Raw genomic sequence first — 26,710 nt, forward strand, 5'->3', positions numbered from 1 at the left:
GGCTCACGCCTCCGTTCCGGTGCCGGCGGTGATGCCCGCCCGCCGCTGATAGGACCTGACCAGCTCGGGCAGCGCCGGGCCGCGCGGCCTGCGCCCCGGGCGGATGTCCGCCGACAGGGCCTTGACCTCCTGGATGTGCGAGTTGGGGTCCAGCGAGATCGCCGACAGCTCGTTGGCCGCGTCGCCCTTGGCCAGCCCGTTGGGGCCGTAGTGGAAGGGCAGGCCGATCTGGTGCAGCACCCGCCCGTTCAGACGCAGCGACGGGATGCGGTCGGTCACCAGCACCCGCGCCTCGATGGCGTTGCGCGCGGTGATGATCGTGGCCCAGTCGCCGTGCACCAGCCCGCGCTCGGCCGCCAGCGCGGGGGACACCTCGCAGAACATCTCCGGCTGCAGCTCGGCCAGATACGGGGTGAACCTGCTCATCCCGCCCGCCGTGAAGTGCTCGGTCAGCCGGTACGTCGTCACCACGTACGGGTAGACCGACGCCCCCGGCTCGTCCCCGCTCGGCTGATAGCGGTTGGCGGGATGCGGATAGAGCTTGCGGACCGGGTTGCGCTGCCGCCCGTAGAGCGGGTTGGCCACCGGCGAGTCCTGCGGCTCGTAGTGCGTCGGCAGCGGCCCGTCCACCACCCCCGCGGGGGCGAACAGCCAGCCCCTGCCGTCGGCCTGCATGATGAACGGATCGGTGCCCGACAGGGCCGCCACCCCCGAGGCGCCGGGCGGCGGCCGGTAGCCGGGGCTCTTGTCCCGCTCGAAGTCGGGCACGTCGTGGCCGGTCCACCGGCCCGCCTCCGCGTCCCACCACACCAGCCGCTTGCGCTCGCTCCACGGGCTGCCGTCCGGCCTGGCCGAGGCCCGGTTGTAGAGCACGCGCCGGTTGTCCGGCCACGCCCACGCCCACTCGGCGGCGATCCAGTCCTGCTCGGAGCCGGGCTTGCGGCGGGCGGCCTGGTTGACGCCGCCGGCGTACACGCCGCTGTAGATCCAGCAGCCGCAGGCGGTGGAGCCGTCGGCCTTGAGCCCGGCGTAGCCCGGCAGCGGGCGCCCCCGCTCGTCCCAGCCGTTGATCTCGGCCAGCACCGCCTCCGCCGACGGCTCGGCCGTCTCGCCCTCCACCGGGTAGTCCCAGGTGAGGTGGAGCACGGGCTCGTCCATCGGATCCTGTGAGCCGGCCAGCTTGGCCCTGATGAGGCGGCCCAGGTGATACATGAACCACAGGTCGCTGCGGCAGTCGCCGCGCGGCTCGACGGCCTGGTGACGCCACTGCAGCAGCCGGTTGGTGTTGGTGAAGCTGCCGGCCTTCTCCGTGTGGCAGGCCGCGGGCAGGAAGAACACCTCCGTGCCGATGTCGGCCGTGCGCAGCTCGCCCGTCTCGATCTCCGGGCCGTCCTTCCACCAGGTGGCGCTCTCGATCAGGTTGAGGTCGCGCACCACCAGCCAGTCGAGCGCGGCCATGCCGAGGCGCTGCATCTTCGCGTTGGCCGAGCCGACCGCCGGGTTCTCGCCGAGCAGCAGGTATCCCTTGCAGGTGCCGTCGAGCTGCGCCAGCACCGTGTCGTACGTGCTGTGCGAGCCCGTCAGCCGGGGCAGCCAGCCGAACCGGTAGTCGTTGCCCGCCTGCGCCGACTCGCCCCACCACGCCTTGAGCAGGCTGATCAGGTAGGCCGGCATGTTCGCCCAGAAGCCCTGGTGCGGCGCGTCGGCGCGGAGGAAGTCGTGCAGCCGCTCGTTCTCGTGCGCGTGCGGCATCGGGATGTAGCCCGGCAGCAGGTTGAACAGCGTCGGGATGTCGCTGGAGCCCTGGATGCTGGCGTGGCCGCGCAGCGCCTGGATACCGCCGCCCGGCCGGCCGATGTTGCCCAGCAGCAGCTGCAGGATGCTCGCCGCCCGGATGAACTGCGAGCCGTCGCTGTGCTGCGTCCAGCCGACCGCGTAGACGAACTCGGCGGTCTTGTCGGGCCCCGAGTTCTCCGTCAGGTGGCGGCACACCTCCTCGAACAGGTGCCGCGGCACCCCGCACACCCGCTCGACCATCTCCGGCGTGTAGCGGGCGTAGTGGCGGCGCAGCACGTTGAGCACGCAGCGCGGGTCGCGCAGCGTCTCGTCCCGCCGGGGCCGGCCGTTCAGCGGGACGCCGGTGCTCCCCTGCACCTCGCCGCGCCCCGGCGTCTCCTGCCCCGGCCGGTCGTAGCCGGAGTCGCGCTCGCCGGAGGCCGCCACCGCCGTCATGCCCTCGTACTGCCAGGAGTCGTCGTCGTAGGCCCGCGTCTCCTGGTCGAAGCCGGAGAACACGCCGTCGAGGTCCTCGGCGTCGCGGAAGTCCTCACGCAGGACGGTGGCCGCGTTGGTGTAGTTGAGCACGTACTCGTGGAAGTACAGCTCGTTCTCCAGCACGTGGTTGATGATCGCGCCGAGGAAGGCCACGTCGGAGCCGGCCCTGATCGGCACGTGCAGATCGGCCAGCGCGCTCGTCCTGGTGAAGCGCGGATCCACGTGAATGATCACCGCGCCGCGCGCCTTGGCCTCCATCACCCACTGGAAGCCCACCGGATGGGCCTCGGCGAAGTTCGAGCCCTGGATGACCACGCAGTCGGAGTGCTGCAGGTCCTGCATGAACGTGGTGGCGCCGCCCCGCCCGAACGACGTGCCCAGCCCCACCACGGTCGAGCTGTGGCAGACGCGGGCCTGGTTCTCGATCTGCACCACGCCGAGCGCCGTCAGCAGCTTCTTGATGAGGTAGTTCTCCTCGTTGTCCAGCGTGGCGCCGCCCAGGCTGGCGATGCCCATGGTCCGCGCGGTACGCCGGCCGTCCTGCTCCCACTGCCACGTCTCGCGCCTGGTCGCGATAATCCGGTCGGCGATCATGTCCATGGCGGTGGCCAGGTCGATCGGCTGCCAGTCCGCCGCGCCGGGCGGGCGGTAGAGGGCGTCGTACTGCCGGCCGGAGTCGGTGGTGAGCTGGAGGCTGGCCGCGCCCTTCGGGCACAGCCGGCCGCGGCTGATCGGGGAGTCGGGGTCGCCCTCGATCTGCACGACCCGCTCGTCCCGTACGTACACGTTCTGGCCGCAGCCCACCGCGCAGTACGGGCACACGGACTTCACCACCCGGTCGGCCGTGGCCGTGCGGGCCCGCACCGCCCGCGTCGCGGCCGACTCGGCCGCGGGCCCCCGCGCCGTGCGGTCCCCGCCGGTGAGCTGCCGCAGCAGCGGCCACCCCAGATCCATGACACCCCCCGATGTCCCCGGCCCGAGTCCTGCCCGGGCAGAGCGGGAGGAAAACCGCCAGGTCAGAACACCCGGGCGGCCGCCTCGTCCCAGGCGCTCGCGGACCCGGACGGCTCGTAGCGGCGCAGCGGCTGGGAGTAGGCCACCAGCGAGCGCATCTCCGCCAGGCCGGCGACCAGCCCGGCCGCCCGCGCCTGCACCAGTACGTTGCCGAGCGCGGTCGCCTCGGCGGGGCCCGCCACCACGGGCAGCCCGCAGGCGTCGGCGGTGAACTGGCACAGCAGCTCGTTGCGCGACCCGCCGCCGACGAGGTGGATCACCTCGACGTCGCGCCCGGACAGCTCCATCGCCTGCCGCACGGCCAGCCGGTGCCCGAGCGCCAGGCTCTCCAGCACGCACCGCACGTAGGCGGCGGGGGAGGAGGGCGGAAGCTGGCCGGTGCGGCGGCACTCGTCGGCGATCCTGGCCGGCATGTCGCCCGGCGGCAGGAACACCGGCTCGTCGGGGTTCACCACGGCCGCGAACGGCTTCTCGCCCGCCGCGGCGGCCAGCAGCTCGCCCAGGTCGGAGCCGGGCCAGGCGCGCAGGCACTCCTGCAGCAGCCACAGGCCCATGACGTTGCGCAGGTAGCGGACGGTGCCGTCGATGCCGGCCTCGTTGGTGAAGTTCGCCGCCCGGCTCTCGGGGGTGAGCACCGGTCCCGGCAGCTCCACCCCGGCCAGCGACCAGGTGCCGCAGGAGATATAGGCGAACGCGGGACCGACGGCGGGGACCGCGGCCACCGCGGAGGCGGTGTCGTGCGAGCCCACCGCCCTGACCGGCGCCGACCAGCCGATCTCGGCCGCCACGTCGCGCCGCAGCCCGCCGACCGCCTCGCCCGGCTGCCGCAGCGGCGGGAAGATCCCGGCGGGCAGGCCGAGCCGCTCGATCAGGGACGTGGCCCAGGTGCGCGTGCGCACGTCGAGCAGGCCCGTGGTGGAGGCGTTGGTCACCTCGGCGCCCGCCTCGCCGGTCAGCCAGTAGCCGATCAGGTCGGGGACGAGCAGCATCGTGGCCGCCCCGTCGAGCCGGTCGGCCAGCAACTGGTAGATCGTGTTAAACGGCAGTACCTGCAGCCCGGACACGTCGTACAGCGTCTCCGCCCCGACGGAGCCGGCCACCCGCTCGGCGACGCCGCGCGTGCGGTCGTCGCGGTAGTGCACCGGGTTGCCCAGCAGCGCGCCCGACTCGTCGAGCAGCCCGTAGTCCACGGCCCACGAGTCGACGCCGATGGAGGAGACGGGCCCGGCGGCGCGCAGGCCGGCCAGGATCTCCCGGTAGAGGCCGAGGACGTCCCAGTAGAGGCGGCCCGCCACCCGCACGGGGCCGTTGGGGAAGCGGTGCGCCTCGGTCAGGCTGAGCCCGTCGGTCAGGTCGGCCAGCATCACCCGGCCGCTGGAGGCGCCCAGGTCGACGGCGGCGAAACGGCGGCTCACTGCGTGGACTCCCTGGCGACGAGCTCCGGCTGGAACATGATGTGCTGGTGCGCGTGGGTCTCGGGATTGGCGCACTCGTCGAGCAGCAGCTCGGTCGCGATCCGGCCCAGCTGGTACGTGGGCTGCCGCATCGAGCTGAGGGACACGGTCGAGGCCGCGGCGAAGTCGATGTCGTCGTAGCCGATCAGCGCCACGTCCTCGGGCACCCGCACCCCGGACCGCAGCAGCGCGCGCAGCACGCCGAGCGCGAGCAGGTCGTTGGCGCAGAAGACGGCCTCCGGCAGCCCTCGCGCGATCAGGTCGGCGGCCGCCTTCTCGCCCGAGCGGGCCGTCATCGTGGCGGCCTCGGCCACCATCAGGTCGCCGGGGTCGAGCCCCGCGGCCCGCAGCGCGGCCTTGGCCCCCTCGCGCCGCTCCACGCACTGCCTGATGGTCAGCGGGCCGGTCACGTAGGCGACGCTGCGCGCGCCCCTGGACAGCAGGTGCGCCACGGCGGCCCGGCCGCCGGCGACGTCGTCGACGGCCACCGCGCACTGGTCGGGCCGGTGGGCGGGATGGTCGACCAGCACCACGCTGATGCCGTGCCCGCGCAGCCGGTCGAGCCTGGCCGGGTCCTCGCCGGAAGGGGTGATCAGCACGCCGCGCACCCGGTGCTCGGCCAGCACGCGCAGGTTGCGGTCCTCCTTGTCCACCGAGCCGGCCGAGTTGCCCAGGATGACCGCGTACCCCACCTCGCTGGCCACGTCCTCGACGCCGGCCGCGACCTCGGTGAAGAAGGGGTTGCCGATGTCGATCACGCTCAGGCCGATCGTCCTGCTGTGCCCGGCGCGCAGCGTCGAGGCGGAGCCGTGGCGGACGAACCCCAGCTCGTCGATCGCGGCCTCGACCCGTTCGCGGGTGGCGGGGGCGACCTTGCCGGGCCGGTTCAGTACATTGGAGACCGTGCCTGGGGAGACGCCTGCGTGCGCGGCGACGTCCTTGATGCTGACCATGGCCATGGGGCCCAATTAAAACGTACTAACCGACCCCGCGCCAGTCGCCTGACCGGTGCCAGCAGGCATTCCGGACCTCGCCGGGCCCCGGTGCTCCGCCATCGTAGCGGTCCAGGGTGATCGCGGCGTCATCGGCTGATCAGCGGCGATTTTCGCCCCCCGCCGCCGCCGGGGTCTTGTGGGCCCAGGGGAGAGAACGTTTTAATCCACCATAACCAACGGCGTGACCAACTGTGAGCGCTAACAGTTCATCGTGAAAGGCAGGCTTCATGCCGGATGTCCCGGATGTCCCGGATGTCATCGCGTACGGCGGTGACTGGAACCCGGAGCAGTGGCCCGAGGAGACGTGGGAGCAGGACGTCGCGCTGATGCGCGAGGCCGGCGTCAACCGGGTCAGCGTCGGGATCTTCTCCTGGTCGCTGATCGAGCCCGCCGAGGGCGTGTTCGACTTCGGCTGGTTCGACCGGGTGATGGACCTGCTGGCCGGGAACGGCATCCGGGCCAACCTGGCGACCCCCACCGCCTCGCCGCCGCCCTGGTTCGCCGATGCCTACCCCGAGGCGCTCCCGGTGGACGCCGACGGCCGGCGGCTGCACCACGGCAGCAGGCAGGGCTTCTGCCCCAGTTCGCCGATCTACCGCGAGAAGGCGCTGCGCATCGCCGAGCAGGTGGCCACGCGCTACCGCGGCCATCCGGCGCTGGCGCTGTGGCACGTGCACAACGAGTACGGCTGCCACAACGCCCGCTGCTACTGCGACACCTCGGCGGCGGCCTTCCGCGCCTGGCTGCGCTCCCGCTACGCCACGCTCGACGCGCTCAACGACGCCTGGGGCACCGCGTTCTGGTCGCAGCGCTACCACGACTGGGCACAGATCCTGCCGCCCCGCGCCACTCCCAGCTTCACCAACCCGGGCCAGCAGCTCGACTTCCGCCGGTTCAGCTCCGACGCCCTGGTCGAGCTGTACGTGGCCGAGCGCGACCTGCTCAGGGAGCTGACCCCCGGCGTGCCCGCGACCACCAACCTGATGGCCGGCGCGCACTGGGACATGGACGCCTGGGCCTTCGCCGCCGAGGTGGACGTGGTCTCGACCGACCACTACCTCGTGGGCGCCCGCCCCGAGCCGCACGTCGACCTGGCCTTCGCCGCCGACTACGCCCGCTCGCTCAACGGCGGCCGGCCCTGGCTGCTCATGGAGCACTCCACCAGCGCGGTCAACTGGCAGCCGCGCAACCTCGCCAAGACCCCCGGCGAGCTGCGCCGCAACTCGCTGTCCCACCTGGCCAGGGGCGCTGACGGGATCATGTTCTTCCAGTGGCGGCAGTCGCGGGCGGGCGCCGAGAAGTGGCACTCGGCGATGCTGCCGCACGCGGGCACCGGCACCAAGGTCTGGCGCGAGGTGGTGGCGCTGGGCGCGGAACTGGCCGCGCTGTCCGAGGTGGCGGGCAGCACGGTCACGGCCGACGCCGCCCTCCTGCTCGACCACTCCAGCGTGTGGGCGCAGGACCACCCGGCCCAGCCGACCGCCGACCTCGACCCGGTGGAGGAGGCCAAGCGCTGGCACGCCGCGCTCTGGCGGGCCGGCGTCACCTGCGACGTGGCCCATCCCGAGGGGGATCTGTCCGGTTACCGCCTGCTCCTGGTGCCCCAGCTCTACCTGGTGAGCGACGCGGGGGCGGCCAACGTGGAGGAGTTCGCCCGGCGGGGCGGGATCGTGCTCGTGGGCCCGTACAGCGGGATCGTGGACGAGCACGACCGGGTGCGGCTGGGCGGCTACCCGGGCGCCTGGCGGGACCTGCTCGGCGTCGGCACCGAGGAGTTCTTCCCGCTGGACGCGCCGATCCGGCTGGCCTCGGGCGCGACCGGGACCCTGTGGAGCGAGGCCGCGCGGGCCACCACCGCGAAGGTGCTCGACACGTACCTGTCCGGCGAGCCGGCCTGGACCCGCAACGAGTTCGGCGACGGCGCGGCGCACTACCTGACCACGGTGCTCGACGACGCCGCGCTCGCCGAGGTGCTGGCCACGGTCTGCCGCGAGGCGGAGGTGGAGCCGCCCGCCGTGAGCGGGCCCGGCGTCGAGGTCGTGCGGCGCTCCCACGCCGACGGGCGCTCGTTCCTGTTCGCGATCAACCACACGGACCGGGACGCCTCGGTGACGACCGGGGCGGGCGACAGGGTCACCGTCCCGGCCGGGGACGTCCTGGTCATCCCCCAGGTCACCCGCCCTTGACGTGCCGCCGCCGTATGGCGCGGCGGCGCATTGACAGCGGGCAGCAGGAATCATAGTTTCCTGCACGAAGGATTAAAACGTTTTGAAGGGATCGTCAGTGCAACGCGTCTGCTTCCTGCTGAAAGTCCGCCCGGAGCGGTTGGCGGAGTACCGCGAACGCCACCGCGACGTCTGGCCGGAGATGCGAGAGGCGCTGTCGCGCACCGGCTGGCACAACTATTCGCTCTTCCTCACGGACGACGGCCTCCTCGTCGGCTACCTGGAGACCGACGACTTCGAGGCGGCCCAGAAGGCGATGGCCGAGACCGAGGTCAACGCCCGGTGGCAGGCCGAGATGGCGCCGTTCTTCGAGGGCCTCGACGGCCGCCCCGACGAGGGCATGACACCGCTGACCGAAGTGTTCCACCTGGATTGATCGGGGAGCTATGACTGACATCAAGGCCACGCTGCTGGCCCAGCACATCGAGACGCCGTCCTGGGCCTACGGCAACAGCGGCACCCGGTTCAAGGTGTTCGCGCAGAAGGGCGTGCCGCGCGACCCGTACGAGAAGCTGGCCGACGCCGCCCAGGTGCACGCCTACACCGGCATCGCCCCCACGGTCGCCCTGCACATCCCGTGGGACAAGGTCGACGACTACGCCGACCTGGCCCGCCACGCCCGCGAGCTGGGCGTGGGCATCGGCGCGATCAACTCCAACGTCTTCCAGGACGACGACTACATGCTCGGCAGCGTCACCCACCCCTCGGGGCGGGTCCGCCGCAAGGCGACCGACCACCTGCTCGAGTGCGTCGACATCATGGACGCCACCGGCTCCGACACCCTCAAGCTCTGGTTCTCCGACGGCATCAACTACCCGGGCCAGGACGACATCAGGGCCCGCCAGGACCGCCTGGCCGAGTCGCTGGCCGAGGTCTACGACCGCCTCGGCGGGGGCCAGCGCTTCCTGCTGGAGTACAAGCTGTTCGAGCCGGCCTTCTACGCCACCGACGTGCCCGACTGGGGCACCGCCTACGCCCACTGCGTCAAGCTGGGCCCCAAGGCGCAGGTCGTGGTCGACACCGGCCACCACGCGCCGGGCGTCAACATCGAGTTCATCGTGGCGTTCCTGCTGCGTGAGGGCAAGCTCGGCGGGTTCGACTTCAACTCCCGCTTCTACGCCGACGACGACCTCATGGTGGGCGCGGCGGACCCGTTCCAGCTGTTCCGCATCATGTACGAGGTCGTCCGCGGCGGCGGCCTGGACGCCGGGACGGGCGTGGCGTTCATGCTGGACCAGTGCCACAACATCGAGCCCAAGATCCCGGGTCAGATCCGCTCGGTCATGAACGTGCAGGAGGCCACCGCCAAGGCGCTGCTGGTGGACCGCGAGGCGCTGGCCGCCGCGCAGGCGGAGGGCGACGTGCTGGGCGCGAACGCCGTGTTCATGGACGCCTACAACACCGACGTGCGGCCGCTGCTCGCCGAGCTGCGCGAGGAGCGGGGCCTCGCGCCCGACCCGATGGCCGCCTACGCCAAGTCCGGATACTTCGAGAAGATCGCCGCCGAGCGCGTCGGCGGCCAGCAGGCCGGCTGGGGGGCCTAGCACCACGATGGACAAGCTGACTTCTGACGACACCGTACGCGAACTGCTGGAACGCTCTCATCGCCTGGGAGCCGACCCGCGCAACACGAACTTCGCGGGCGGCAACACCTCGGCCAAGGGCGCCGCGCCCGACCCCGTCACCGGCGAGGAGACGGAGCTGCTCTGGGTCAAGGGCTCGGGCGGCGACCTCGGCACGCTGAAGGAGCAGGGCCTGGCCGTGCTCCGCCTCGACCGGCTGCGCGCGCTCAAGGGCGTCTACCCGGGCGTGGAGCGCGAGGACGAGATGGTCGCGGCCTTCGACTACTGCCTGCACGGCAAGGGCGGCGCCGCGCCGTCGATCGACACCGCCATGCACGCCCTGGTCGACGCCGGCCACGTGGACCACCTGCACCCCGACGCCGGCATCGCCATCGCGACCGCCGCCGACGGCGAGGAGCTGACCGGGCGCGTCTTCGGCGACCGGGTCGTGTGGGTGCCGTGGCGCCGGCCCGGCTTCCAGCTCGGCCTGGACATCGCCGCCATCAAGGAGGCGAACCCGCAGGCGATCGGCTGCGTCCTGGGCGGCCACGGCATCACCGCGTGGGGGGCGACCTCGCAGGAGTGCGAGTCGCGCTCGCTGGAGATCATCCGCACGGCGGAGGCGTACCTGGCCGAGCACGGCCGCCCCGACCCGTTCGGCGCGGTCGTCCACGACACCCTGCCGGAGGCCGAGCGGCACGAGCGGGCCGCCGCGCTGTTCCCGATCGTACGCGGCCTGGCCTCCACCGACGTGCGCGTGGTCGGCCACTACACCGACTCGGCCGAGGTGCTGGACTTCGTCGCGCGCGCCGAGCACCCGCGGCTGGCGGCGCTGGGCACCTCCTGCCCCGACCACTTCCTGCGCACCAAGGTCGCGCCGATGGTGCTCGACCTGCCGCCGGACGCCCCGCTGGAGCGGGTGGCCGAGCGGCTGCGCGAGCTGCACGCCGCCTACCGCGCCGGCTACACGGCCTACTACGAGCGGCACGCGGGACCGGACTCGCCGCCGATGCGCGGCGCGGACCCGGCGATCGTGCTGGTGCCCGGCGTCGGCATGTTCTCCTTCGGCAAGGACAAGCAGACCGCGCGCGTGGCCGGCGAGTTCTACGTCAACGCCGTCAACGTCATGCGCGGCGCCGAGTCCGTCTCCTCCTACGCCCCCATCCCCGAGTCGGAGAAGTTCCGCATCGAGTACTGGGAGCTCGAGGAGGCCAAGCTCCGCCGTATGCCCAGGCCCAAGCCGCTGGCCACCCGGGTGGCGCTGGTGACGGGCGGCGGGTCGGGCATCGGCGCGGCCACCGCCCGCCGGCTGGCCGCCGAGGGCGCGTGCGTGATCGTGGCCGATCGCGACCTGGGCGCGGCGGAGAAGGTGGCCGCCGAGATCGGCGCGGCGGCGTACCGGGCGGCCGACGTGGCCGTGGCGGTCGGCGTGGACGTCACCTCGGAGGAGCAGATCGCCGCGGCGGTGCGCGCGGGCGTGCTCGCCTTCGGCGGCGTTGACCTGGTCGTCAACAACGCCGGCCTGTCGCTGTCGCGGGCGCTGCTGGAGACCACGGCGGCCGACTGGGACCTGCAGCACGACGTCATGGCGCGCGGCTCGTTCCTGGTCTCGCGCGAGACGGCCAAGGTCATGATCGACCAGGCGATGGGCGGCGACATCGTCTACATCTCCTCCAAGAACGCCGTCTTCGCCGGCCCGAACAACGTCGCCTACGGCGCCGCCAAGGCCGACCAGGCCCACCAGGTACGGCTGCTCGCGGCCGAGCTGGGCGTCCACGGCATCCGGGTCAACGGCGTCAACCCCGACGGCGTCGTCCGCGGCTCCGGCATCTTCGCCTCCGGCTGGGGCGCGAACCGGGCCGCCGTGTACGGGGTGGAGGAGGAGAAGCTGGGCGAGTTCTACGCGCAGCGGACGCTGCTCAAGCGCGAGGTCCTGCCCGAGCACGTCGCCAACGCCGTCTTCGCTCTCACCGGCAGCGATCTGACCCACACCACCGGGCTGCACGTCCCGGTCGACGCGGGCGTGGCCGCCGCCTTCCTGCGCTGACCCCCGACGGCGTACCGCCGGCCCCGGCCGCCGTGACCGCTCCCGGTCACGGCGGCCGTCGGCGTTCCCGCTCCTGCCCGCGCAGGACCTCGGTTCAAGGCTGTTCGCGGCATTCCGCACACGATCGCACAGGATCGCACAGGATGGTGCTGTGCTCCGGAGCACTTTTACGTGTAGCGGACGGTGAAATCGGACATGAACCCGGTCATGGCCTCCGACCCCACGGCGCTGTCCTGGAGCTCACTCGCAGGTGACAAGTCTCACGATGCGGGCATCACGCCCCTCCCGGCTTGCATGTTCATTTCCTAGAGTGCATCATCTTCACAAGCAAAGTTATGAGTGATGATGCATAACCATGCAGGAGGGCTTGAATGAGGGCAGCCATCGCGGGAGCCAGCGGCTACGCGGGAGGGGAGCTGCTCCGCCTGCTGCTCACCCACCCCGAGATCGAGATCGGCGCGCTCACCGCCGCCTCCAGCGCGGGCAGCCTCCTGGGCGCCGCGCAACCCCACCTGCCACAACTGGCCGACCGCGTCCTCGAGGACACCACCGCCGACACGCTCGCCGGGCACGACGTCGTCTTCCTGGCCCTGCCGCACGGCCACTCCGCCGCCGTCGCCGCCCAGCTGGGCGAGGAGACCATCGTGGTCGACTGCGGCGCCGACCACCGGCTCGCCGACCCGGCCGCCTGGCAGGAGTTCTACGGCGGCGAGCACGCCGGCACCTGGCCCTACGGCCTGCCCGAGCTGCCCCGCCAGCGCGACATCCTCAGGTCGGCCAAGCGCATCGCCGTCCCCGGCTGCTACCCGACCTCCGTCCTGCTCGCCCTGACGCCCGCGTTCGCGGCCGGGCTCGCCGGGCCCGACGTGGTCGTAGTGGCCGCCAGCGGCACCAGCGGCGCCGGCCGCGCGCTCAAGCCCAACCTGCTCGGCAGCGAGGTCATGGGCTCGGTCAGCGCCTACTCCGTGGGCGGCGTGCACCGCCACACTCCCGAGATGGAGCAGGGCCTGTCGTCCGTCGCGGGCACGCCCGTCCGGGTGTCGTTCACCCCGACGCTGGCCCCCATGAGCCGGGGCATCCTGGCCACCTGCTCCGCCCCGGCCGCGCCCGGCCTCACCAAGGAGGCGCTCCGCTCGGCGTACGAGATCGCGCTCAAGGGCGAGCCCTTCGTCCGGCTGCTGCCCGAGGGCGCCTGGCCCGCCACCTCCATGACCTACGGCGCCAACACCGCCGCCCTGCAGGTGACGCTCGACGAGCGCGCGGGCCGCGTGGTCGCCGTCATCGCCATCGACAACCTCACCAAGGGCACGGCCGGGGGCGCGATCCAGAGCGTGAACCTCGCCCTCGGCCTGCCGGAAGAGCTCGGCCTCCCCCTGACAGGAGTTGCTCCGTGAGAGAGCGCAGCGAAGGAACCATCGAGCGAGCGTGCCCGACACTTGCGCGGCCGGCGAAGGAGGACGCATGAGTGTCACCGCCCCCTTGGGCTTCAGAGCAGCGGGCGTGGCCGCGGGGATCAAGTCGGGCGACGCCCGTGACCTGGCCCTCGTCGTCAACGACGGCCCCAGCCGCGCCGCCGCGGGTGTCTTCACCGCCAACCGGGTCAAGGCCGCCCCCGTGCTGTGGTCGCAGCAGGTCCTGGCGGGCGGCCGGCTGCGCGCGGTGGTGCTCAACTCGGGCGGCGCCAACGCCTGCACCGGCCCCGAGGGCTTCCAGGACACCCACGCCACCGCCGAGAAGGCGGCCGAGGCGCTGGCGGACTCCGCGGGCGAGATCGCCGTCTGCTCGACCGGGCTCATCGGCGAGCGGCTGCCCATGGACGCGCTGCTGTCCGGCGTCGAGAACGCCGCCGGCCAGCTCTCCCGCGACGGCGGCCTGGCCGCCGCCGACGCGATCCGCACCACCGACACCGTCTCCAAGATCTCCTTCCGGCGCGGCAGCGGCTACATGGTCGGCGGCATGGCCAAGGGCGCGGGCATGCTCGCCCCCGCCCTGGCCACCATGCTCTGCGTGATCACCACCGACGCCGAGCTGACCAGCGAGGAGCTCGACGCCGTCCTGCGCGAGGCCACCTCCCAGACGTTCGACCGGCTCGACACCGACGGCTGCATGTCCACCAACGACACCGTGCTGCTGCTGGCCAGCGGCGCCTCCGGCGTGCGGCCCGACCTGGCCGAGTTCGGCGAGAAGGTGCACGAGGTCTGCGCCGACCTGGCCAGGCAGCTCCTGGTGGACGCCGAGGGCGCCTCCAAGGCCATCGCCATCGAGGTGGTCGGCGCCGCCTCCGAGCCCGACGCGGTCAAGGTCGGCCGCTCGGTCGCCCGGTCCAACCTGCTCAAGTGCGCCATCCACGGCGAGGACCCCAACTGGGGCCGCGTGCTGGCCGCCGTCGGCACCACCGACGCCGAGTTCGAGCCCGACCGGCTCAACGTCGCCATCAACGGCATCTGGATCTGCCGGGGCGGCGCCGTCGGCGACGACCGTTCCAAGGTGGACATGCGCCCCCGCGACGTGACGATCACCATCGACCTGTCGGCGGGTACGCACACCGCGACCGTGCACACCACCGACCTGACGGCCGACTACGTCCACGAGAACTCGGCGTACTCCTCATGAGGCTCACCACCGCCCAGGCCAAGGCCGAGTCGCTGATCGAGGCGCTGCCCTGGCTCACCCGCTTCCACGGCGCCACCATCGTGATCAAGTACGGCGGCAACGCCATGATCGACGACGCGCTCAAGGAGGGCTTCGCCGAGGACGTCGTCTTCCTGCACCACGCCGGCCTGCGCCCGGTCGTCGTGCACGGCGGCGGCCCCCAGATCAGCACCGCCCTCGACCAGCTCGGCATCGAGTCCACGTTCACCGCCGGGCTGCGCGTCACCACGCCCGAGGCCATGCAGGTCGTCCGCATGGTCCTCACCGGCCAGGTCAACCGCGACATCGTCGGCCTGGTCAACCGGCACGGCCCGTTCGCCGTCGGCATGTCGGGGGAGGACGCCCACCTGTTCACCGCCGTGCGCAAGCACGCCCTCGTGGACGGCGAGCCGGTCGACATCGGTCAGGTCGGCGAGATCATCAAGGTCGAGCCCGGCGCGGTGAGCGCCCTGCTCGACAACGGCCGCATCCCGGTCATCTCCAGCGTGGCCAGGGGCGACGACGGCGAGATCTACAACGTCAACGCCGACACCGCCGCCGCCGCGCTGGCCGTGGCGCTGCAGGCGCACAAACTGATCGTGCTGACCGACGTCGAGGGCCTGTACGCCAGCTGGCCCGACGACACCGACGTGATCGACCTGCTCACCGCCGACGAACTCGCGGCGCTGATGCCCAAGCTGTCCAGCGGCATGGTGCCCAAGATGGAGGCCTGCCTGACGGCCGTGCAGGGCGGGGTTCCCCAGGCCCACGTGCTCGACGGGCGGGTCTCCCACTCGCTGCTGCTGGAGATCTTCACCAATGAAGGAATCGGAACGATGGTGGTGCCCTCATGAACCTGTTCGCGAGGTTCGAAAACGCGTTCATGCCTAATTACGGCGTCCCCCCGATCGCGCTGGCGCGCGGAGAGGGCACCCGCGTCTGGGACGCCGACGGCAGGCAGTACCTCGACTTCATCGCCGGCATCGCGACCAGCTCGCTCGGCCACGCCCACCCCGCCCTCGTCGAGGCCGTCTCCGCGCAGGTCGCCACGATCGCGCACACGAGCAACCTGTTCCTGCACGAACCCGAGGTGCTGCTCGCCGAGAGACTCCTCGACCTGCTGAACGCCCCCGCCCGCGTCTTCTTCGCCAACTCCGGCACCGAGGCCAACGAGGCCGCGTACAAGCTCGCGCTCAAGTACGGCCGGCGCGAGGGCCGCTCCTACTTCGTGGCCGCCGAGAACGGCTTCCACGGCCGCACCATCGGCGCCCTGTCCCTGACCGGCAAGCGGGCCATCCGCGACCAGTTCGGCCCGTTCCCGGTCGAGGTCCGCTTCGTCCCCTACGGCGACGCCGACGCGCTCAAGGAGGCCGTCACCGGCGACTGCATCGCGGTCTTCCTGGAGCCCACCCAGGGCGAGGCCGGCGTCGTCCCGCCGCCCGAGGGCTACTTCGAGGCCGCCCGCGAGATCTGCGACTCCACCGGCGCCCTGCTGGTCGCCGACGAGATCCAGTCCGCCATCGGCCGCACCGGGCACTGGTTCGCCCACCAGGCCGACGGCGTCACCCCCGACATCCTCACCCTGGCCAAGGGCCTCGGCGGCGGGTTGCCCATCGGCGCGTGCGTCGGCTTCGGCGACGCCGGCAAGCTGTTCGAGAAGGGCGACCACGGCTCCACCTTCGGCGGCAACCCCGTCTCGTGCGCCGCCGCGCTCGCCGTCCTCGACACCATCGACCTCGACCACGTGAAGTCGGTCGCCGCGCGGCTGCGCACCGGCCTGGAGTCCGTCCGCCACCCGCTGCTCAAGAGCGTGCGCGGCCGCGGCCTGTGGCTGGCCGCCGTGCTGTCCGACGACCGCTCGGCCCAGGTCCAGCAGGCCGCCGCCGGAGCCGGATTCCTAGTCAACGCGCTGCAACCCGACGCCGTGCGCATCGCCCCGCCGCTCATCGTGACGGCGGAGGAAGTCGACGCGCTGGTGTCGGCGCTGCCCGCCATCCTGACGGAGGCGGCCGCATGAGCCCCAGGCACTTCCTGCGCGACGACGACCTCAGCCCCGCCGAGCAGGCCGAGGTCCTCGACCTCGCCGCCGCCATGAAGAAGGACCGCTTCGGCTACCGCCCCTTCGAAGGGCCGCAGACCGTCGCCGTCCTGTTCGACAAGCCGTCGGCCAGGACCCGCGTCTCCTTCCACACCGGCATCGGCGAGCTGGGCGGCCTGCCGCTGGTCGTCGACAACGTCTCGGTGCTCATGGGCCGCGGCGAACCGGCCTCCGACCTGGCCAGGGTGCTCGACCGGCAGGTCGCCGCCATCGTCTGGCGCACCACCGGCCAGGCGCTGATCGAGGAGATGGCCGCGCACTCCGCGGTGCCGGTCGTGAACGCGCTCACCGACGACTTCCACCCCTGCCAGATCCTCGCCGACCTGCAGACCGTCCGCGAACGGCTGGGCCGCACCGCCGGGGTCACGCTCACCTACGTGGGCGACGGCGCCAACAACATGGCCCATTCCTACCTGCTCGGCGGCGCCACCGCCGGGATGCACGTACGGATCGCCGCTCCCGCCGGCTACCAGCCCGACGCCGTCCTGCTCGACCAGGCCGCGGCCATCGCCGCCCGGACCGGCGGCTCCGTGCTCGCGCTGTCCGACCCGGTGGCCGCCGTCCAGGGCGCCCACGTGATCGCCACCGACACCTGGGTTTCGATGGGCCAGGACGGCAAGGAGGAACGGGTGAACGTCCTCATGCCGTACCAGGTGAACGCCGAACTGGTCGAGCACGCCGCACCCGACGCCGTCGTGCTGCACTGCCTGCCGGCCTACCGCGGCTACGAGATCACCGACGAGGTGCTCGAAGGCCCGCGCAGCGTCGTGTGGGACCAGGCGGAGAACCGCCTGCACGCCCAGAAGGCGCTGCTCCACTGGCTGGTGTCGCACCGATGACCATCCCGATGACCAAGGCCGCCCGGCAGGCGAAGATCACCGACCTGCTGGAGCGCAAGGCCGTGCGTTCCCAGCCCGAGCTGGCCAAACTCCTCGCCGAGAGCGGCGTCGAGGTCACCCAGGCCACGCTCTCGCGCGACCTCGACGAACTCGGCGCGCTCAAGCTGCGCGCCGACGACGGCTCCCTCGTCTACGCGCTGCCCGGCGAGGGCGGCGGCCGGATCCCGCTCGCCCGGCTGGGCAGCGGCGAGAGCCCCGACGCCCGCCTGCACCGCATCGCGGAGGAACTGCTCGTCGGAGCCGAGGCGTCGGCGAACCTGGTCATGGTACGCACCCCGCCGGGCGCCGCCCAGTTCCTCGCCTCCGCCATCGACCACGCCGACTGGGAGTCCATCCTCGGCACGGTGGCCGGCGACGACACGATCCTCGTCATCAGCCGCGACCCACAGGGCGGGCAGGCCGTCGCGGAGGCACTGCTGAGGGTCGCCGACCGGCGCACCTGACAGACTTCCAGGGAGACTGACATGCCCGACAGAGTGGTGCTCGCCTATTCCGGCGGGCTCGACACCTCGGTCGCCATCCCGTACCTCGCCGAGAAGATGGACGCCGAGGTCATCGCCGTCGCCGTGGACCTCGGCCAGGGCGGCGAGAACATGGAGACCATCCAGAAGCGGGCCATCGACTGCGGCGCCGCGGAATCGGTCGTCGTGGACGCCAAGGAGGAGTTCGCCGCCGACTTCTGCGTGCCGGCCCTGCTGGCCAACGCCCTCTACATGGACCGCTACCCGCTGGTCTCCTCCCTCTCGCGCCCGCTCATCGTCAAACACCTGGTGACGGCGGCCAGGCAGTTCGGCGGCACCGTCGTCTCCCACGGCTGCACCGGCAAGGGCAACGACCAGGTCCGCTTCGAGGCCGGCCTGGCCGCCCTCGCCCCCGACCTCCAGGTCATCGCGCCCGCCAGGGACTTCGCCTGGACGCGCGACAAGGCCATCGAGTACGCCGAGGCCAAGGGCCTGCCCATCGAGACGTCGAAGAAGAACCCGTTCTCCATCGACCAGAACCTCTGGGGCCGCGCCGTCGAGACCGGCTTCCTCGAAGACATCTGGAACGGCCCCACCGAGGAGGTCTACGCCTACACCTCCGACCCGGCGCGGCCACGCGACCCCGACGAGGTTGTGATCAGCTTCGCCCGCGGCGTGCCCGTCGCCCTGGACGGGCGGCCGCTGACCCCGTACGCGGTGATCGACGAGCTCAACCGGCGCGCCGGCGCCCACGGCGTGGGCCGGATCGACATGGTCGAGGACCGCCTGGTCGGCATCAAGTCGCGCGAGGTCTACGAGGCGCCCGGCGCCATCGCGCTCATCACCGCGCACATGGAGCTGGAGAGCGTCACCGTCGAGCGCGACCTGGCCCGCTTCAAGCGCGGCGTCGACCAGCGCTGGAGCGAACTCGTCTACGACGGCCTGTGGTTCTCGCCGCTCAAGGACGCGCTCGACGCCCTCATCGCCGACGCCCAGAAGCACGTCAACGGCGAGATCAGGATGACCCTGCACGGCGGGCGGGCCACCGTGACGGGACGGCGCTCCGACGACTCCCTGTACGACTTCTCGCTCGCCACGTACGACACCGGCGACGCCTTCGACCAGTCCCTGGCCAAAGGCTTCGTCCAGCTGTTCTCCCTCCCCGCTAAGATCGCGGCGGCCCGGGACACGAGAAAGGACTGACTTGCACTATGGTCGCGGGGGAAACGGAGGAGATGACGGTGAGTGATGGCAAGCCGATGCGGCTGTGGGGCGGACGCTTCGAGAGCGGCCCGTCTGACGCGCTGGCCCGGCTGTCGGTGAGCGTGCACTTCGACTGGCGGCTGGTGCCGTACGACCTGGCGGCGTCCAGGGCGCACGCCCGCGTGCTGCACAAGGCGGAGCTGCTGAGCGACGAGGAGCTCGAGCGCATGATCGGCGCGCTCGACGACCTGGAGCGCGCGTGCAAGGCGGGGGAGTTCCGCCCGACGGTCGCCGACGAGGACGTGCACACCGCGCTGGAGCGCGGCCTGCTGGAGCGGCTCGGCTCGCTCGGCGGCAAGCTCCGCGCCGGCCGCTCGCGCAACGACCAGATCGCCACCGATCTGCGGCTCTACCTGCGCGACCACGCCAGGTCGGTGGTCTCGCGCCTGGTCGAGCTGGAGACGGCGCTGATGGCCCAGGCCGAGCAGCACGCCGAGACGGCCGCGCCCGGCATGACGCACCTGCAGCACGCCCAGCCGGTCTCGTTCGGCCACCAGCTGCTGGCCCACGTGCACGCCTTCGCCCGTGACGTCGACCGGCTCACCGACTGGGACAAGCGCGCCGCGATCTCCCCGCTCGGCTCCGGCGCCCTGGCCGGCTCGTCGCTGCCGCTCGACCCGCAGGCCGTGGCCGAGGAGCTGGGCTTCTCCGCCGCCGCGCCCAACTCGATGGACGCCGTCGCCGACCGCGACTTCGCCGCCGAGTTCCTGTTCGACGCGGCCATGATCGGCGTGCACCTGTCGCGGCTGGGCGAGGAGATCGTCCTGTGGGCCTCGCAGGAGTTCCGCTGGATCGAGATGGACGACGCCTACTCCACCGGCTCGTCGATCATGCCGCAGAAGAAGAACCCCGACGTCGCCGAGCTGGCCCGCGGCAAGGCCGGGCGCCTCATCGGCAACCTCATGGCGCTGCTCACCACGCTCAAGGGCCTGCCGCTCACCTACAACAGGGACCTGCAGGAGGACAAGGAGCCGGTGTTCGACGCGGTCGACACCCTCCTGCTCGTCCTGCCCGCGATGGCCGGCCTGGTCGCCACCATGCGGGTCAACACCGCCCGGATGGAGGCTTCGGCGCCCGACGGGTTCGCCCTCGCCACCGACCTGGCCGAGCTGCTCGTCCGCCGCGGCGTGCCGTTCCGCGAGGCGCACGAGGCCGTCGGCCACCTCGTCGTGTGGTGCCAGGTCAACGACAAGGACCTCGGCGAGCTGACCGACGACGAGCTGGTCAAGGTCTCGCCGCACCTGACCCCCGACGTCCGCGACGTGCTCAGCGTGCCCGGCGCCCTGGCCGCGCGCAAGGCCCACGGTGGCACCGCGCCCGACCGCGTGCGCGACCAGCTCGTCGCGCTGCGGGAGGCCGTGGACGCGCAGGCGGCATGGGCCGCGGGGAGCTGAGCTCCGCCGCGCTGCCGCGGAGTTTCTTCGACCGGCCCTCCTGGGAAGTGGCGCCCGACCTGCTCGGGCGCGTGCTCGTGCACGGCAGCGGGGAGAGCGCCGTCGCCGTACGCCTGACCGAGGTCGAGGCGTACGGCGGCCCCGGCGAGGACCCGGCCGCGCACACCTACCGGGGCCGGACGCCGCGCAACGCGGTCATGTTCGGCCCGCCGGGCCACATCTACGTCTACTTCACCTACGGCATGCACTTCTGCGCGAACCTCGTGTGCCTGCCTGAAGGCTTCGGCGCGGCCGTGCTGCTGCGGGCCGGCGAGGTGGTCGAGGGCGTCGCCGAGGCCCGCGCCCGCCGCTCGTCCGGCAAGCCGGTCGCCGATCGCGACCTGGCCCGCGGCCCCGCCCGGCTGGCCGTGGCCCTGGGCCTGCTGCGCGAGCACAACGGCCTCGACGCCGTGCGCGAAGGCTCGCCGTCGGGCCGGCCGCACCAGTCGGCCACCGTGCTGCACGGCCTGCCCGCCGACCCTTCGGCGATCAGGTCAGGGCCGCGCACCGGCGTCTCGACGGCCAAGGACACCCCGTGGCGGTTCTGGATCGACGGCGACCCGACCGTCTCGCCGTACCGGGCTCACGTACCGCGCCGGCGCAGCGCCGCGGCCACCTCCGTGGGGGAGGTGCCCAGCTCTTGAGGGCTGAAGACGTGCAGATGGTCGCCGGTGTCGATCTCCAGCATCTCGCTGCGCAGCCCCCAGCGCCTGCGTACGTCCACCTTGACGTCCCAGATCGACTCCCACGGCACGTGCCGCCGGCCCGCGAACCCGTGCACCACCGTGATGCCGCTCTCGTCGGCCGCCAGCCGTACCGGGACGATCAGGTCGCGCAACCCCATCCCGCCCACCAGGACGGCCGCGGGCACCGCCAGGATCACCCCGCGCACATCCCCGTCCGACCACCAGAAGACGCCGAGCCCGGCACACACCAGAGCCCCTAAGATCTTGAAAACGGCCAGCTCGCGACGGACCCTCCACATGGGTACACAGCGTATCCAAGTAGCGCCCACGCGCACCGATCGGGCAGGCTAAAGGCACCGACAACGACCCAGGGAAGCCAGATCACCGTGACCGACATCCTTGACGACCTCGCGTGGCGAGGCCTGATCGCCCAGTCCACCGACCTCGACGCGCTGCGCGCGTCCATGGCCGAGGCACCGATCACGGTCTATTCCGGTTTCGACCCCACCGCGCCGTCCCTGCACATCGGCCACTTCGTGCCGCTGCTCACGCTGCGCCGCTTCCAGCTGGCCGGGCACAACCCGATCGGCCTCGTCGGCGGCGCCACCGGCCTCATCGGCGACCCGAGCGGCCGCAACACCGAGCGCTCGCTCAACTCCAGCGACATCGTCGCCGAGTGGGTGGACCGCCTGCGCGGCCAGGTCAGCAGATTTCTCGACTTCGACGCCCAGCCCAACCCGGCCCGCCTCGTCAGCAACCTCGACTGGACCGGCGAGCTGAGCGCCATCGACTTCCTGCGCGACATCGGCAAGCACTTCCCGGTCAACCGCATGCTCGCCAGGGAGTCGGTGTCCGCGCGGCTGCAGGGCGAAGGACTCAGCTACACCGAGTTCAGCTACCAGATCCTGCAGTCCAACGACTACCTGGAGCTGTACCGCCGCTACGGCTGCACCCTGCAGATCGGCGGTAGCGACCAGTGGGGCAACATCACCGCGGGCGCCGACCTCATCCGCCGCGTCGAGGGCGGCCACGTCCACGTGCTGACCCAGCCGCTCATCACCAAGGCCGACGGCACCAAGTTCGGCAAGACCGCCGGCGGGGCCCTCTGGCTCGACCCCGAGATGACCTCCCCGTACGCCTTCTACCAGTACTTCCTCAACACCGACGACCGCGACGTGATCCACTACCTGAAAGTGTTCACGTTCCGGAGCCGCGAGGAGATCGAGGCGCTGGAGAAGGCCGTCGCCGAACGCCCCTTCGCCCGCGAGGCCCAGCGCACCCTCGCCGAGGACCTCACCGAGCTGCTGCACGGCCGGGCGGAGCTGGACGCGGTCGTCGCCGCCTCCAAGGCCCTGTTCGGCCAGGGCTCACTGGAGGACCTGCCGGCCGCCACCCTCGGGGCCGCGCTGGCCGAGGTGCCCAGGGCCGTCGTCCCCGAGCTCGGCACCGCCTTCGTTGACCTGCTGGCCGACAGCGGGCTGGTGGAGTCCAAGTCGGCGGCGCGGCGGGCGGTGAAGGAGGGCGGGGCGTACCTCAACAACCGCAAGATCACCGACGAGGCGTACGTGCCCGGCGCCGATGATCTGCTGGGCGGGCGGTACCTGGTGCTGCGGCGCGGCAAGAAGTCGATCGGCGGGGTCGAGGTCGGCTGACCGCCCACCACTCCACGGGCCCTCCGGCACTTCGGGGGGCCCGTTGCCGTGCCGCTACGTCGGTGCCGCCATGTCGGTGCCGTTACGTCGATGCCGTCATGTCGGTGCCGCGACCGCCTGATGACCGGCGGCGCGACCCCATGCACCGCCGCGGCCGCGTACCGGACCTGCGTGTCCCTTACCTGCGTATGCCTTAGCCGCGTGTTCCTTGACCGCGTGTTCCTTGGCGGGCGGTTCCTTGACCGGCGGTTTCTTGATCGCGGGTGAACAACGCCACCGTCAGTCCGGGCAGATCCACCGAATGCTTGGCCAGGGTCAGCTCGAAGCCGGCCCGCTCCACCTCCCCGACCCGAGGCACCGCATCCCCTTCGAGTCCCGACTTCTTCGTCCCCCGCCACACGACCCAGACCCGCTCCCGGTCCTTCAGCACGGCCGAGACATCGGACCGCTCCGGGTAGCCGAACCCGTCCGGATCCGGCGCGTCCCCCGTCCGCAGCACGTCCACGGGCATGAGGGAGTCGGCGTAGTAGTCGAACCCGGTCCGCAGCTGGCTCTGCCCGTAGACGATGGCGTCCTCGGGCTCGGCCTTGATCACGCGCAGGGCCCACGGGATGTTCTCGAACCGGCCGTTCTCCTCCCGTACGTCGACGTGGTCGGGGAAGGCCAGCGCGCACCCCAGCACCACGACCACCACGCCCGCCACCACGTGGAACCGGGGCAGAGCCGCCACGGCCAGCCCCGCCAGCAGCGCCAGCGCGGGAGCCGTCACGAACAGATAGCGATCCACGTACACCGGCGTCACCGCCCAGGAGACCAGGAGCAGCAGCACCGGCGGCAGCACGAGCCACCCCACCAGCACGAACGCCCAGACCCCACCGCCCCGACCGCCTCCGGTGGACGACCGGAGGACTGCCGCGCCCTGTAGCGTCCTCCAGAACAGCACCGCCCCCGCCAGCGCCATCACGAACAACACCACTCCGAGGGTGTCAGCCCCCGCCGCCATCTTCGGAAACTTCAACCACACCTCGGGCCCGCGTTCGGGGATCCAGCTGATGGCATGCCGCTCCCCGTACCCGATCAAGCCCAGCACCGCGGCCGGCACGCATCCCACGGCCATCGCCACCATCATCCGCACCGCCACGGCCCGCCGCATCAGCAGCACCTGGGCCGGCAGCACGAGCACCGCGAAGAGGTGCGTGGAGCAGACCAGCGCCACCGCCACCCCGTACACCACCCAGCGCCGCAGCCCCGGCCGCCCGCCGGCCTCCACGGCCCGGTGCAACGCCCAGAACGAGAACACGACCGCCGCCGCCGCGAACGCGTACGACCTGGCGAAAGCCCCGTAGTAGGACACCGAAGGCAGGATCGCGAACACGCCGGCCGCGACCACGCCCGCCCGCGTACTGTGCAGCCGACGCCCCAGCTCGACCAGGAACCACGCCGCCTCCCCGATCGCCACCGCCGACGGCAACCGCAACCACAATTCCGCCGTCCCCGCCTTCACCCAGAAGTGCATGAACAGGTAGTACGGGAGGAAATGACCATCGATGTGGCGGGCCAGCTCGAACATCCCCGCCAGAGAACGGCCGGCGGCGCTGATGGTGGCCAGCTCGTCCCCGTTCAACGTCGAGGAACCAGTGCCCGAGAACGCGGCCACCCCCGCGACCAGCCCCATCCACCAGGGGGTCGACGTGCGGAGCCGGGCGGCTGGACGGACTGGGGGAGCTAGTGTGGCGGCAGTGGTCACCGGGGCAGGATACGCGGCAGTGGTCCCGGTATAGGGCGAAAGTGATCGTCTCCACCCCCTATGACCCGATCACCTAAGCCTCACACCCCAAGCGACAACCCCCGAAACCGCCCCCCAAGACCTCCGATCTCCACCCCCCTTCCCGCCGAGCCGCCCGTGAGCACAGCGCCCCCGCAACAGCAAAGATCGCCATCTCGAAGCCCGCACTTCTGGCCCGCTTGGAGCGTGTGCCTCTAACCCGCCCTGGACCTGCACGTCTGGCCGGTAGCTCTGGCCCGCCTTAAGCCCGCATGTCTGCCCGATACCTCCGGGCCTGCCTTGAGCCTGCGCCTCTGGCCCGAACCCCAGCCCACACTTCCGGACCCCGGCTCGGGACCTCCCCCAGACCCCGCCAAAGCCCCGCGCTACCAGGCACCGCCATCGTCGGCACGGCACCTCCACGCACGGCGCGGACAGAGGCCCCATCGCGGAAGGGCATCAGCAGCACTTGCCACACATGACCCTCAAATGGCGCAACGCCGCCGTCGCCTCAAGTCACGGGGCCATCGGTAGCAACCGCCCTCCGAGCACCGAGCCGACAAGGCACCCACCCGCAGTGCTCAGAAGCGCCTCCCTCCGACACGATGCCTGAAAGCGCGCCGCCTGACACAAGACTTGAAAGCGCAGCCCAGAACCCGAAGGCTTCACCAACGGCCCCCAGTCCGCCCTCCAGCAACTCGATCCCTCTGCGCTAGCCCTCTGCGCTAGCCCTCTGCGCTAGCCCTCTGCGCCGGCCCTCTGCGCCGGAGTCTGGGGCGGATGCTTGGGGCGATCGCCCTGCCCTAACCGCCTGACCAATCGCCACGCTCTCCCCGCACGCCTTGTCTGCCGCGCGCTATGCCCGGCCATGGGCAGACTCCGGTAGCCGCGCCAAGCAAGTCGTTCACGAGGCCCGCCCGCACTCTCAGTGCAGCCGAACGAGCCAGTCGGCACCCCGAGCACCATCAGCACTCAACTTTCGGGCACCACCCGCCCCGCCACCGCCTTAGCAGCCCCATCCCCTCGACAGCTCACCGTCCGTACGCTCTACCAGTGTCTTCCTAGCCCTCATGAACCACGCCGCTCAATCACGCCCGCCCAATGGCGCCACACCCGCTCAGTCCCATGGACTAACCGCCCCCATGGCCCTGGGGCTCACCTGCCCTATAGCACCGCAAGAACCACTGGCACCTTCCCAGCAGCCGAACAGTCAGCCTTGCCGCTCCTACTGCGCTCACCCTTGTTGCTCTGGTTCCCGCCCTCGCTGCCGCACCTACCATCGCTGCCTACCACCGGCGCCAGCCCCGATCGCCAGATGACTCGGCTGCGGCCTCCATCGCTCAAAGAGACACCGCCACCAACAGACGGACCACTCGGCAACGTTCAGCTCAACGACGCTCCCATCTGGCAACCGTCACCACCAGCCGCCGTCATCGTCAGTGGGCGCGGGGCAGAGGGCCTCAGTAACGACCACCTCCACGACCGCTCCGACTCGCGTTGCACCCATCCGCGACAACCACATCGACCCCGAGCACGCCGCACCCGATGCGATCCGATGCCGCACTCGACCCGATGCCGCACTCGACCCGATGCCGCACTCGACACCCCACCGCCAAGGGATGCACAGCCGCACCCGATGCGCTGACCAGTAAGAACTTCCACCGACCGGAGACGCGCCGCCATCTCCCTCGCGAGTCGATTTGACGTGTCGTGGATCGCGACCTAATGTTTCTCTTCGCCCCGGGAGTGAGCCGGACGCCGGTCAGGCGGACGGGCCCCAGGGCAAGCCCCTTGATACAACGAGCCACCTGGTGGAGCCGCTTAGGCGTGTTCCAGCATGGGCGTTGTCCGGGCGTGCCGACACCACCGAAAATTCGGTTGATTCGACATGACCCGGGTGGCACGGTAAGTTACGAGGGTTGCCCCGGAGCCGGGGCGCACAATCTTGGAAGGTCAACCGGCCTCAGCTCAAGTCGCAGGATTTGACTCGAAGCCAGCGGATCTGCTAAGATTGCGGAAGACGAGATAGCGCCTCCAAGGCCGGGATCACTGAAAAGGATCCAGACCGAGTTGTACGCGTCCGTTTCTTGAGAACTCAACAGTGTGTTAAAAGCCAGTGCATGATTTTCATGCAACACCTCGTCAAGTCATTTGTACTTGATGGATTTTTGTTGGGATTGTTTCCAGACATTGTTTGGAGAGTTTGATCCTGGCTCAGGACGAACGCTGGCGGCGTGCTTAACACATGCAA

At 71.4% G+C, this 26,710-nt stretch carries 19 protein-coding genes and 1 rRNA gene; 15 read left to right on the plus strand and 5 right to left on the minus strand.

Going from position 1 to position 26,710, the window contains the following annotated elements:
* Positions 1-3: 3 nt before the first annotated feature.
* The 3 genes from fdh to B0I32_RS38085 all read right to left on the minus strand — a co-directional run bounded on the left by fdh (position 4) and on the right by B0I32_RS38085 (position 5,701).
* Positions 4-3,228, minus strand: coding sequence for a formate dehydrogenase (gene fdh / locus B0I32_RS38075; protein WP_106247976.1), 3,225 nt, complete (start codon positions 3,226-3,228; stop codon positions 4-6).
* 62 nt (positions 3,229-3,290) lie between these two features.
* Positions 3,291-4,703, minus strand: coding sequence for a rhamnulokinase (locus B0I32_RS38080; protein WP_425438130.1), 1,413 nt, complete (start codon positions 4,701-4,703; stop codon positions 3,291-3,293).
* A complete protein-coding gene (locus B0I32_RS38085) occupies positions 4,700-5,701 on the minus strand; it encodes a LacI family DNA-binding transcriptional regulator (RefSeq protein ID WP_106248054.1) in 1,002 nt (333 codons plus the stop codon). The genes B0I32_RS38080 and B0I32_RS38085 overlap by 4 nt, the downstream gene beginning before the upstream one ends.
* A 263-nt stretch (positions 5,702-5,964) precedes the next feature.
* On the opposite strand from B0I32_RS38085, the gene B0I32_RS38090 reads away from it, so the two are divergent.
* From B0I32_RS38090 to B0I32_RS38150, 13 genes are all read left to right on the plus strand, one after another.
* A complete protein-coding gene (locus B0I32_RS38090; protein ID WP_106247978.1) occupies positions 5,965-7,923 on the plus strand; it encodes a beta-galactosidase in 1,959 nt (652 codons plus the stop codon).
* Positions 7,924-8,020: 97 nt separating this feature from the next.
* Positions 8,021-8,338, plus strand: coding sequence for an L-rhamnose mutarotase (locus B0I32_RS38095; protein ID WP_106247980.1), 318 nt, complete (start codon positions 8,021-8,023; stop codon positions 8,336-8,338).
* 10 nt (positions 8,339-8,348) lie between these two features.
* Positions 8,349-9,506, plus strand: coding sequence for an L-rhamnose isomerase (gene rhaI / locus B0I32_RS38100; RefSeq protein WP_106247982.1), 1,158 nt, complete (start codon positions 8,349-8,351; stop codon positions 9,504-9,506).
* Positions 9,507-9,513: 7 nt separating this feature from the next.
* Positions 9,514-11,571 carry a bifunctional aldolase/short-chain dehydrogenase gene (locus tag B0I32_RS38105; RefSeq protein ID WP_106247983.1) on the plus strand — a complete coding sequence of 686 codons (2,058 nt, stop codon included), beginning with the start codon at positions 9,514-9,516 and terminating at the stop codon, positions 11,569-11,571.
* Between the two features lie 371 nt (positions 11,572-11,942).
* Entirely contained in the window at positions 11,943-12,965 is a 1,023-nt protein-coding gene (gene argC / locus B0I32_RS38110) for an N-acetyl-gamma-glutamyl-phosphate reductase (RefSeq protein WP_106247985.1), read from the plus strand.
* Positions 12,966-13,032: 67 nt separating this feature from the next.
* Complete coding sequence (argJ, locus tag B0I32_RS38115; protein ID WP_106247986.1) at positions 13,033-14,184, plus strand: bifunctional glutamate N-acetyltransferase/amino-acid acetyltransferase ArgJ; 1,152 nt, start codon at positions 13,033-13,035, stop codon at positions 14,182-14,184.
* Positions 14,181-15,056, plus strand: a complete 876-nt coding sequence (gene argB, locus B0I32_RS38120; protein WP_106247988.1) for an acetylglutamate kinase — start codon at positions 14,181-14,183, stop codon at positions 15,054-15,056. Before argJ ends, argB begins: the two co-directional genes overlap by 4 nt.
* Positions 15,053-16,219 carry an acetylornithine transaminase gene (locus B0I32_RS38125; protein ID WP_106247989.1) on the plus strand — a complete coding sequence of 389 codons (1,167 nt, stop codon included), beginning with the start codon at positions 15,053-15,055 and terminating at the stop codon, positions 16,217-16,219. The genes argB and B0I32_RS38125 overlap by 4 nt, the downstream gene beginning before the upstream one ends.
* Complete coding sequence (gene argF, locus B0I32_RS38130) at positions 16,216-17,139, plus strand: ornithine carbamoyltransferase (protein ID WP_106247991.1); 924 nt, start codon at positions 16,216-16,218, stop codon at positions 17,137-17,139. Before B0I32_RS38125 ends, argF begins: the two co-directional genes overlap by 4 nt.
* Positions 17,136-17,642 (plus strand): arginine repressor, encoded by a 507-nt coding sequence (locus B0I32_RS38135; RefSeq protein ID WP_106247993.1) that lies wholly within the window; start codon positions 17,136-17,138, stop codon positions 17,640-17,642. The genes argF and B0I32_RS38135 overlap by 4 nt, the downstream gene beginning before the upstream one ends.
* 21 nt (positions 17,643-17,663) lie before the next feature.
* Positions 17,664-18,863, plus strand: a complete 1,200-nt coding sequence (locus tag B0I32_RS38140; protein WP_106247994.1) for an argininosuccinate synthase — start codon at positions 17,664-17,666, stop codon at positions 18,861-18,863.
* 32 nt (positions 18,864-18,895) lie between these two features.
* The gene (argH, locus tag B0I32_RS38145; RefSeq protein WP_106248057.1) at positions 18,896-20,317 is read left to right on the plus strand and encodes an argininosuccinate lyase; all 1,422 of its coding nucleotides are present in this window, start codon (positions 18,896-18,898) and stop codon (positions 20,315-20,317) included.
* Positions 20,299-21,000, plus strand: coding sequence for a DNA-3-methyladenine glycosylase (locus B0I32_RS38150; RefSeq protein WP_106247996.1), 702 nt, complete (start codon positions 20,299-20,301; stop codon positions 20,998-21,000). The genes argH and B0I32_RS38150 overlap by 19 nt, the downstream gene beginning before the upstream one ends.
* Here B0I32_RS38150 and B0I32_RS38155 read toward each other — a convergent pair.
* Entirely contained in the window at positions 20,940-21,341 is a 402-nt protein-coding gene (locus tag B0I32_RS38155) for a PH domain-containing protein (protein WP_106247998.1), read from the minus strand. The genes B0I32_RS38150 and B0I32_RS38155 overlap by 61 nt on opposite strands.
* An 87-nt stretch (positions 21,342-21,428) precedes the next feature.
* Between B0I32_RS38155 and tyrS the strand changes: the two genes are divergently transcribed.
* On the plus strand, positions 21,429-22,694 hold the full coding sequence (gene tyrS, locus B0I32_RS38160) for a tyrosine--tRNA ligase (protein WP_106247999.1): 1,266 nt from the start codon (positions 21,429-21,431) through the stop codon (positions 22,692-22,694).
* Between the two features lie 193 nt (positions 22,695-22,887).
* Here the strand turns inward: tyrS and B0I32_RS38165 are convergent, their stop codons facing one another.
* Positions 22,888-24,369, minus strand: a complete 1,482-nt coding sequence (locus tag B0I32_RS38165; protein WP_106248001.1) for a glycosyltransferase family 39 protein — start codon at positions 24,367-24,369, stop codon at positions 22,888-22,890.
* A 2,281-nt stretch (positions 24,370-26,650) separates the two neighbouring features.
* Between B0I32_RS38165 and B0I32_RS38170 the strand changes: the two genes are divergently transcribed.
* Positions 26,651-26,710 (plus strand): 16S ribosomal RNA (locus B0I32_RS38170); the annotation flags it as partial.

This window comes from Nonomuraea fuscirosea (genome assembly GCF_003001935.1).
Classification (GTDB): Bacteria; Actinomycetota; Actinomycetes; order Streptosporangiales; family Streptosporangiaceae; genus Nonomuraea; species Nonomuraea fuscirosea.

Excerpts from the sequence above, each read along its gene's own strand:
- fdh (WP_106247976.1), bottom strand. The coding sequence starts at position 3,228 with ATGGATCTGGGGTGGCCGCTGCTGCGGCAGCTCACCGGCGGGGACCGC.
- B0I32_RS38085 (WP_106248054.1), bottom strand. The coding sequence starts at position 5,701 with ATGGCCATGGTCAGCATCAAGGACGTCGCCGCGCACGCAGGCGTCTCC.
- B0I32_RS38090 (WP_106247978.1), top strand. The coding sequence starts at position 5,965 with ATGCCGGATGTCCCGGATGTCCCGGATGTCATCGCGTACGGCGGTGAC.
- rhaI (WP_106247982.1), top strand. The coding sequence starts at position 8,349 with ATGACTGACATCAAGGCCACGCTGCTGGCCCAGCACATCGAGACGCCG.
- B0I32_RS38105 (WP_106247983.1), top strand. The coding sequence starts at position 9,514 with ATGGACAAGCTGACTTCTGACGACACCGTACGCGAACTGCTGGAACGC.
- argC (WP_106247985.1), top strand. The coding sequence starts at position 11,943 with ATGAGGGCAGCCATCGCGGGAGCCAGCGGCTACGCGGGAGGGGAGCTG.
- argJ (WP_106247986.1), top strand. The coding sequence starts at position 13,033 with ATGAGTGTCACCGCCCCCTTGGGCTTCAGAGCAGCGGGCGTGGCCGCG.
- argB (WP_106247988.1), top strand. The coding sequence starts at position 14,181 with ATGAGGCTCACCACCGCCCAGGCCAAGGCCGAGTCGCTGATCGAGGCG.
- B0I32_RS38125 (WP_106247989.1), top strand. The coding sequence starts at position 15,053 with ATGAACCTGTTCGCGAGGTTCGAAAACGCGTTCATGCCTAATTACGGC.
- argF (WP_106247991.1), top strand. The coding sequence starts at position 16,216 with ATGAGCCCCAGGCACTTCCTGCGCGACGACGACCTCAGCCCCGCCGAG.
- B0I32_RS38135 (WP_106247993.1), top strand. The coding sequence starts at position 17,136 with ATGACCATCCCGATGACCAAGGCCGCCCGGCAGGCGAAGATCACCGAC.
- B0I32_RS38140 (WP_106247994.1), top strand. The coding sequence starts at position 17,664 with ATGCCCGACAGAGTGGTGCTCGCCTATTCCGGCGGGCTCGACACCTCG.
- argH (WP_106248057.1), top strand. The coding sequence starts at position 18,896 with ATGACGGTGAGTGATGGCAAGCCGATGCGGCTGTGGGGCGGACGCTTC.
- B0I32_RS38150 (WP_106247996.1), top strand. The coding sequence starts at position 20,299 with ATGGGCCGCGGGGAGCTGAGCTCCGCCGCGCTGCCGCGGAGTTTCTTC.
- B0I32_RS38155 (WP_106247998.1), bottom strand. The coding sequence starts at position 21,341 with ATGTGGAGGGTCCGTCGCGAGCTGGCCGTTTTCAAGATCTTAGGGGCT.
- B0I32_RS38165 (WP_106248001.1), bottom strand. The coding sequence starts at position 24,369 with ATGGGGCTGGTCGCGGGGGTGGCCGCGTTCTCGGGCACTGGTTCCTCG.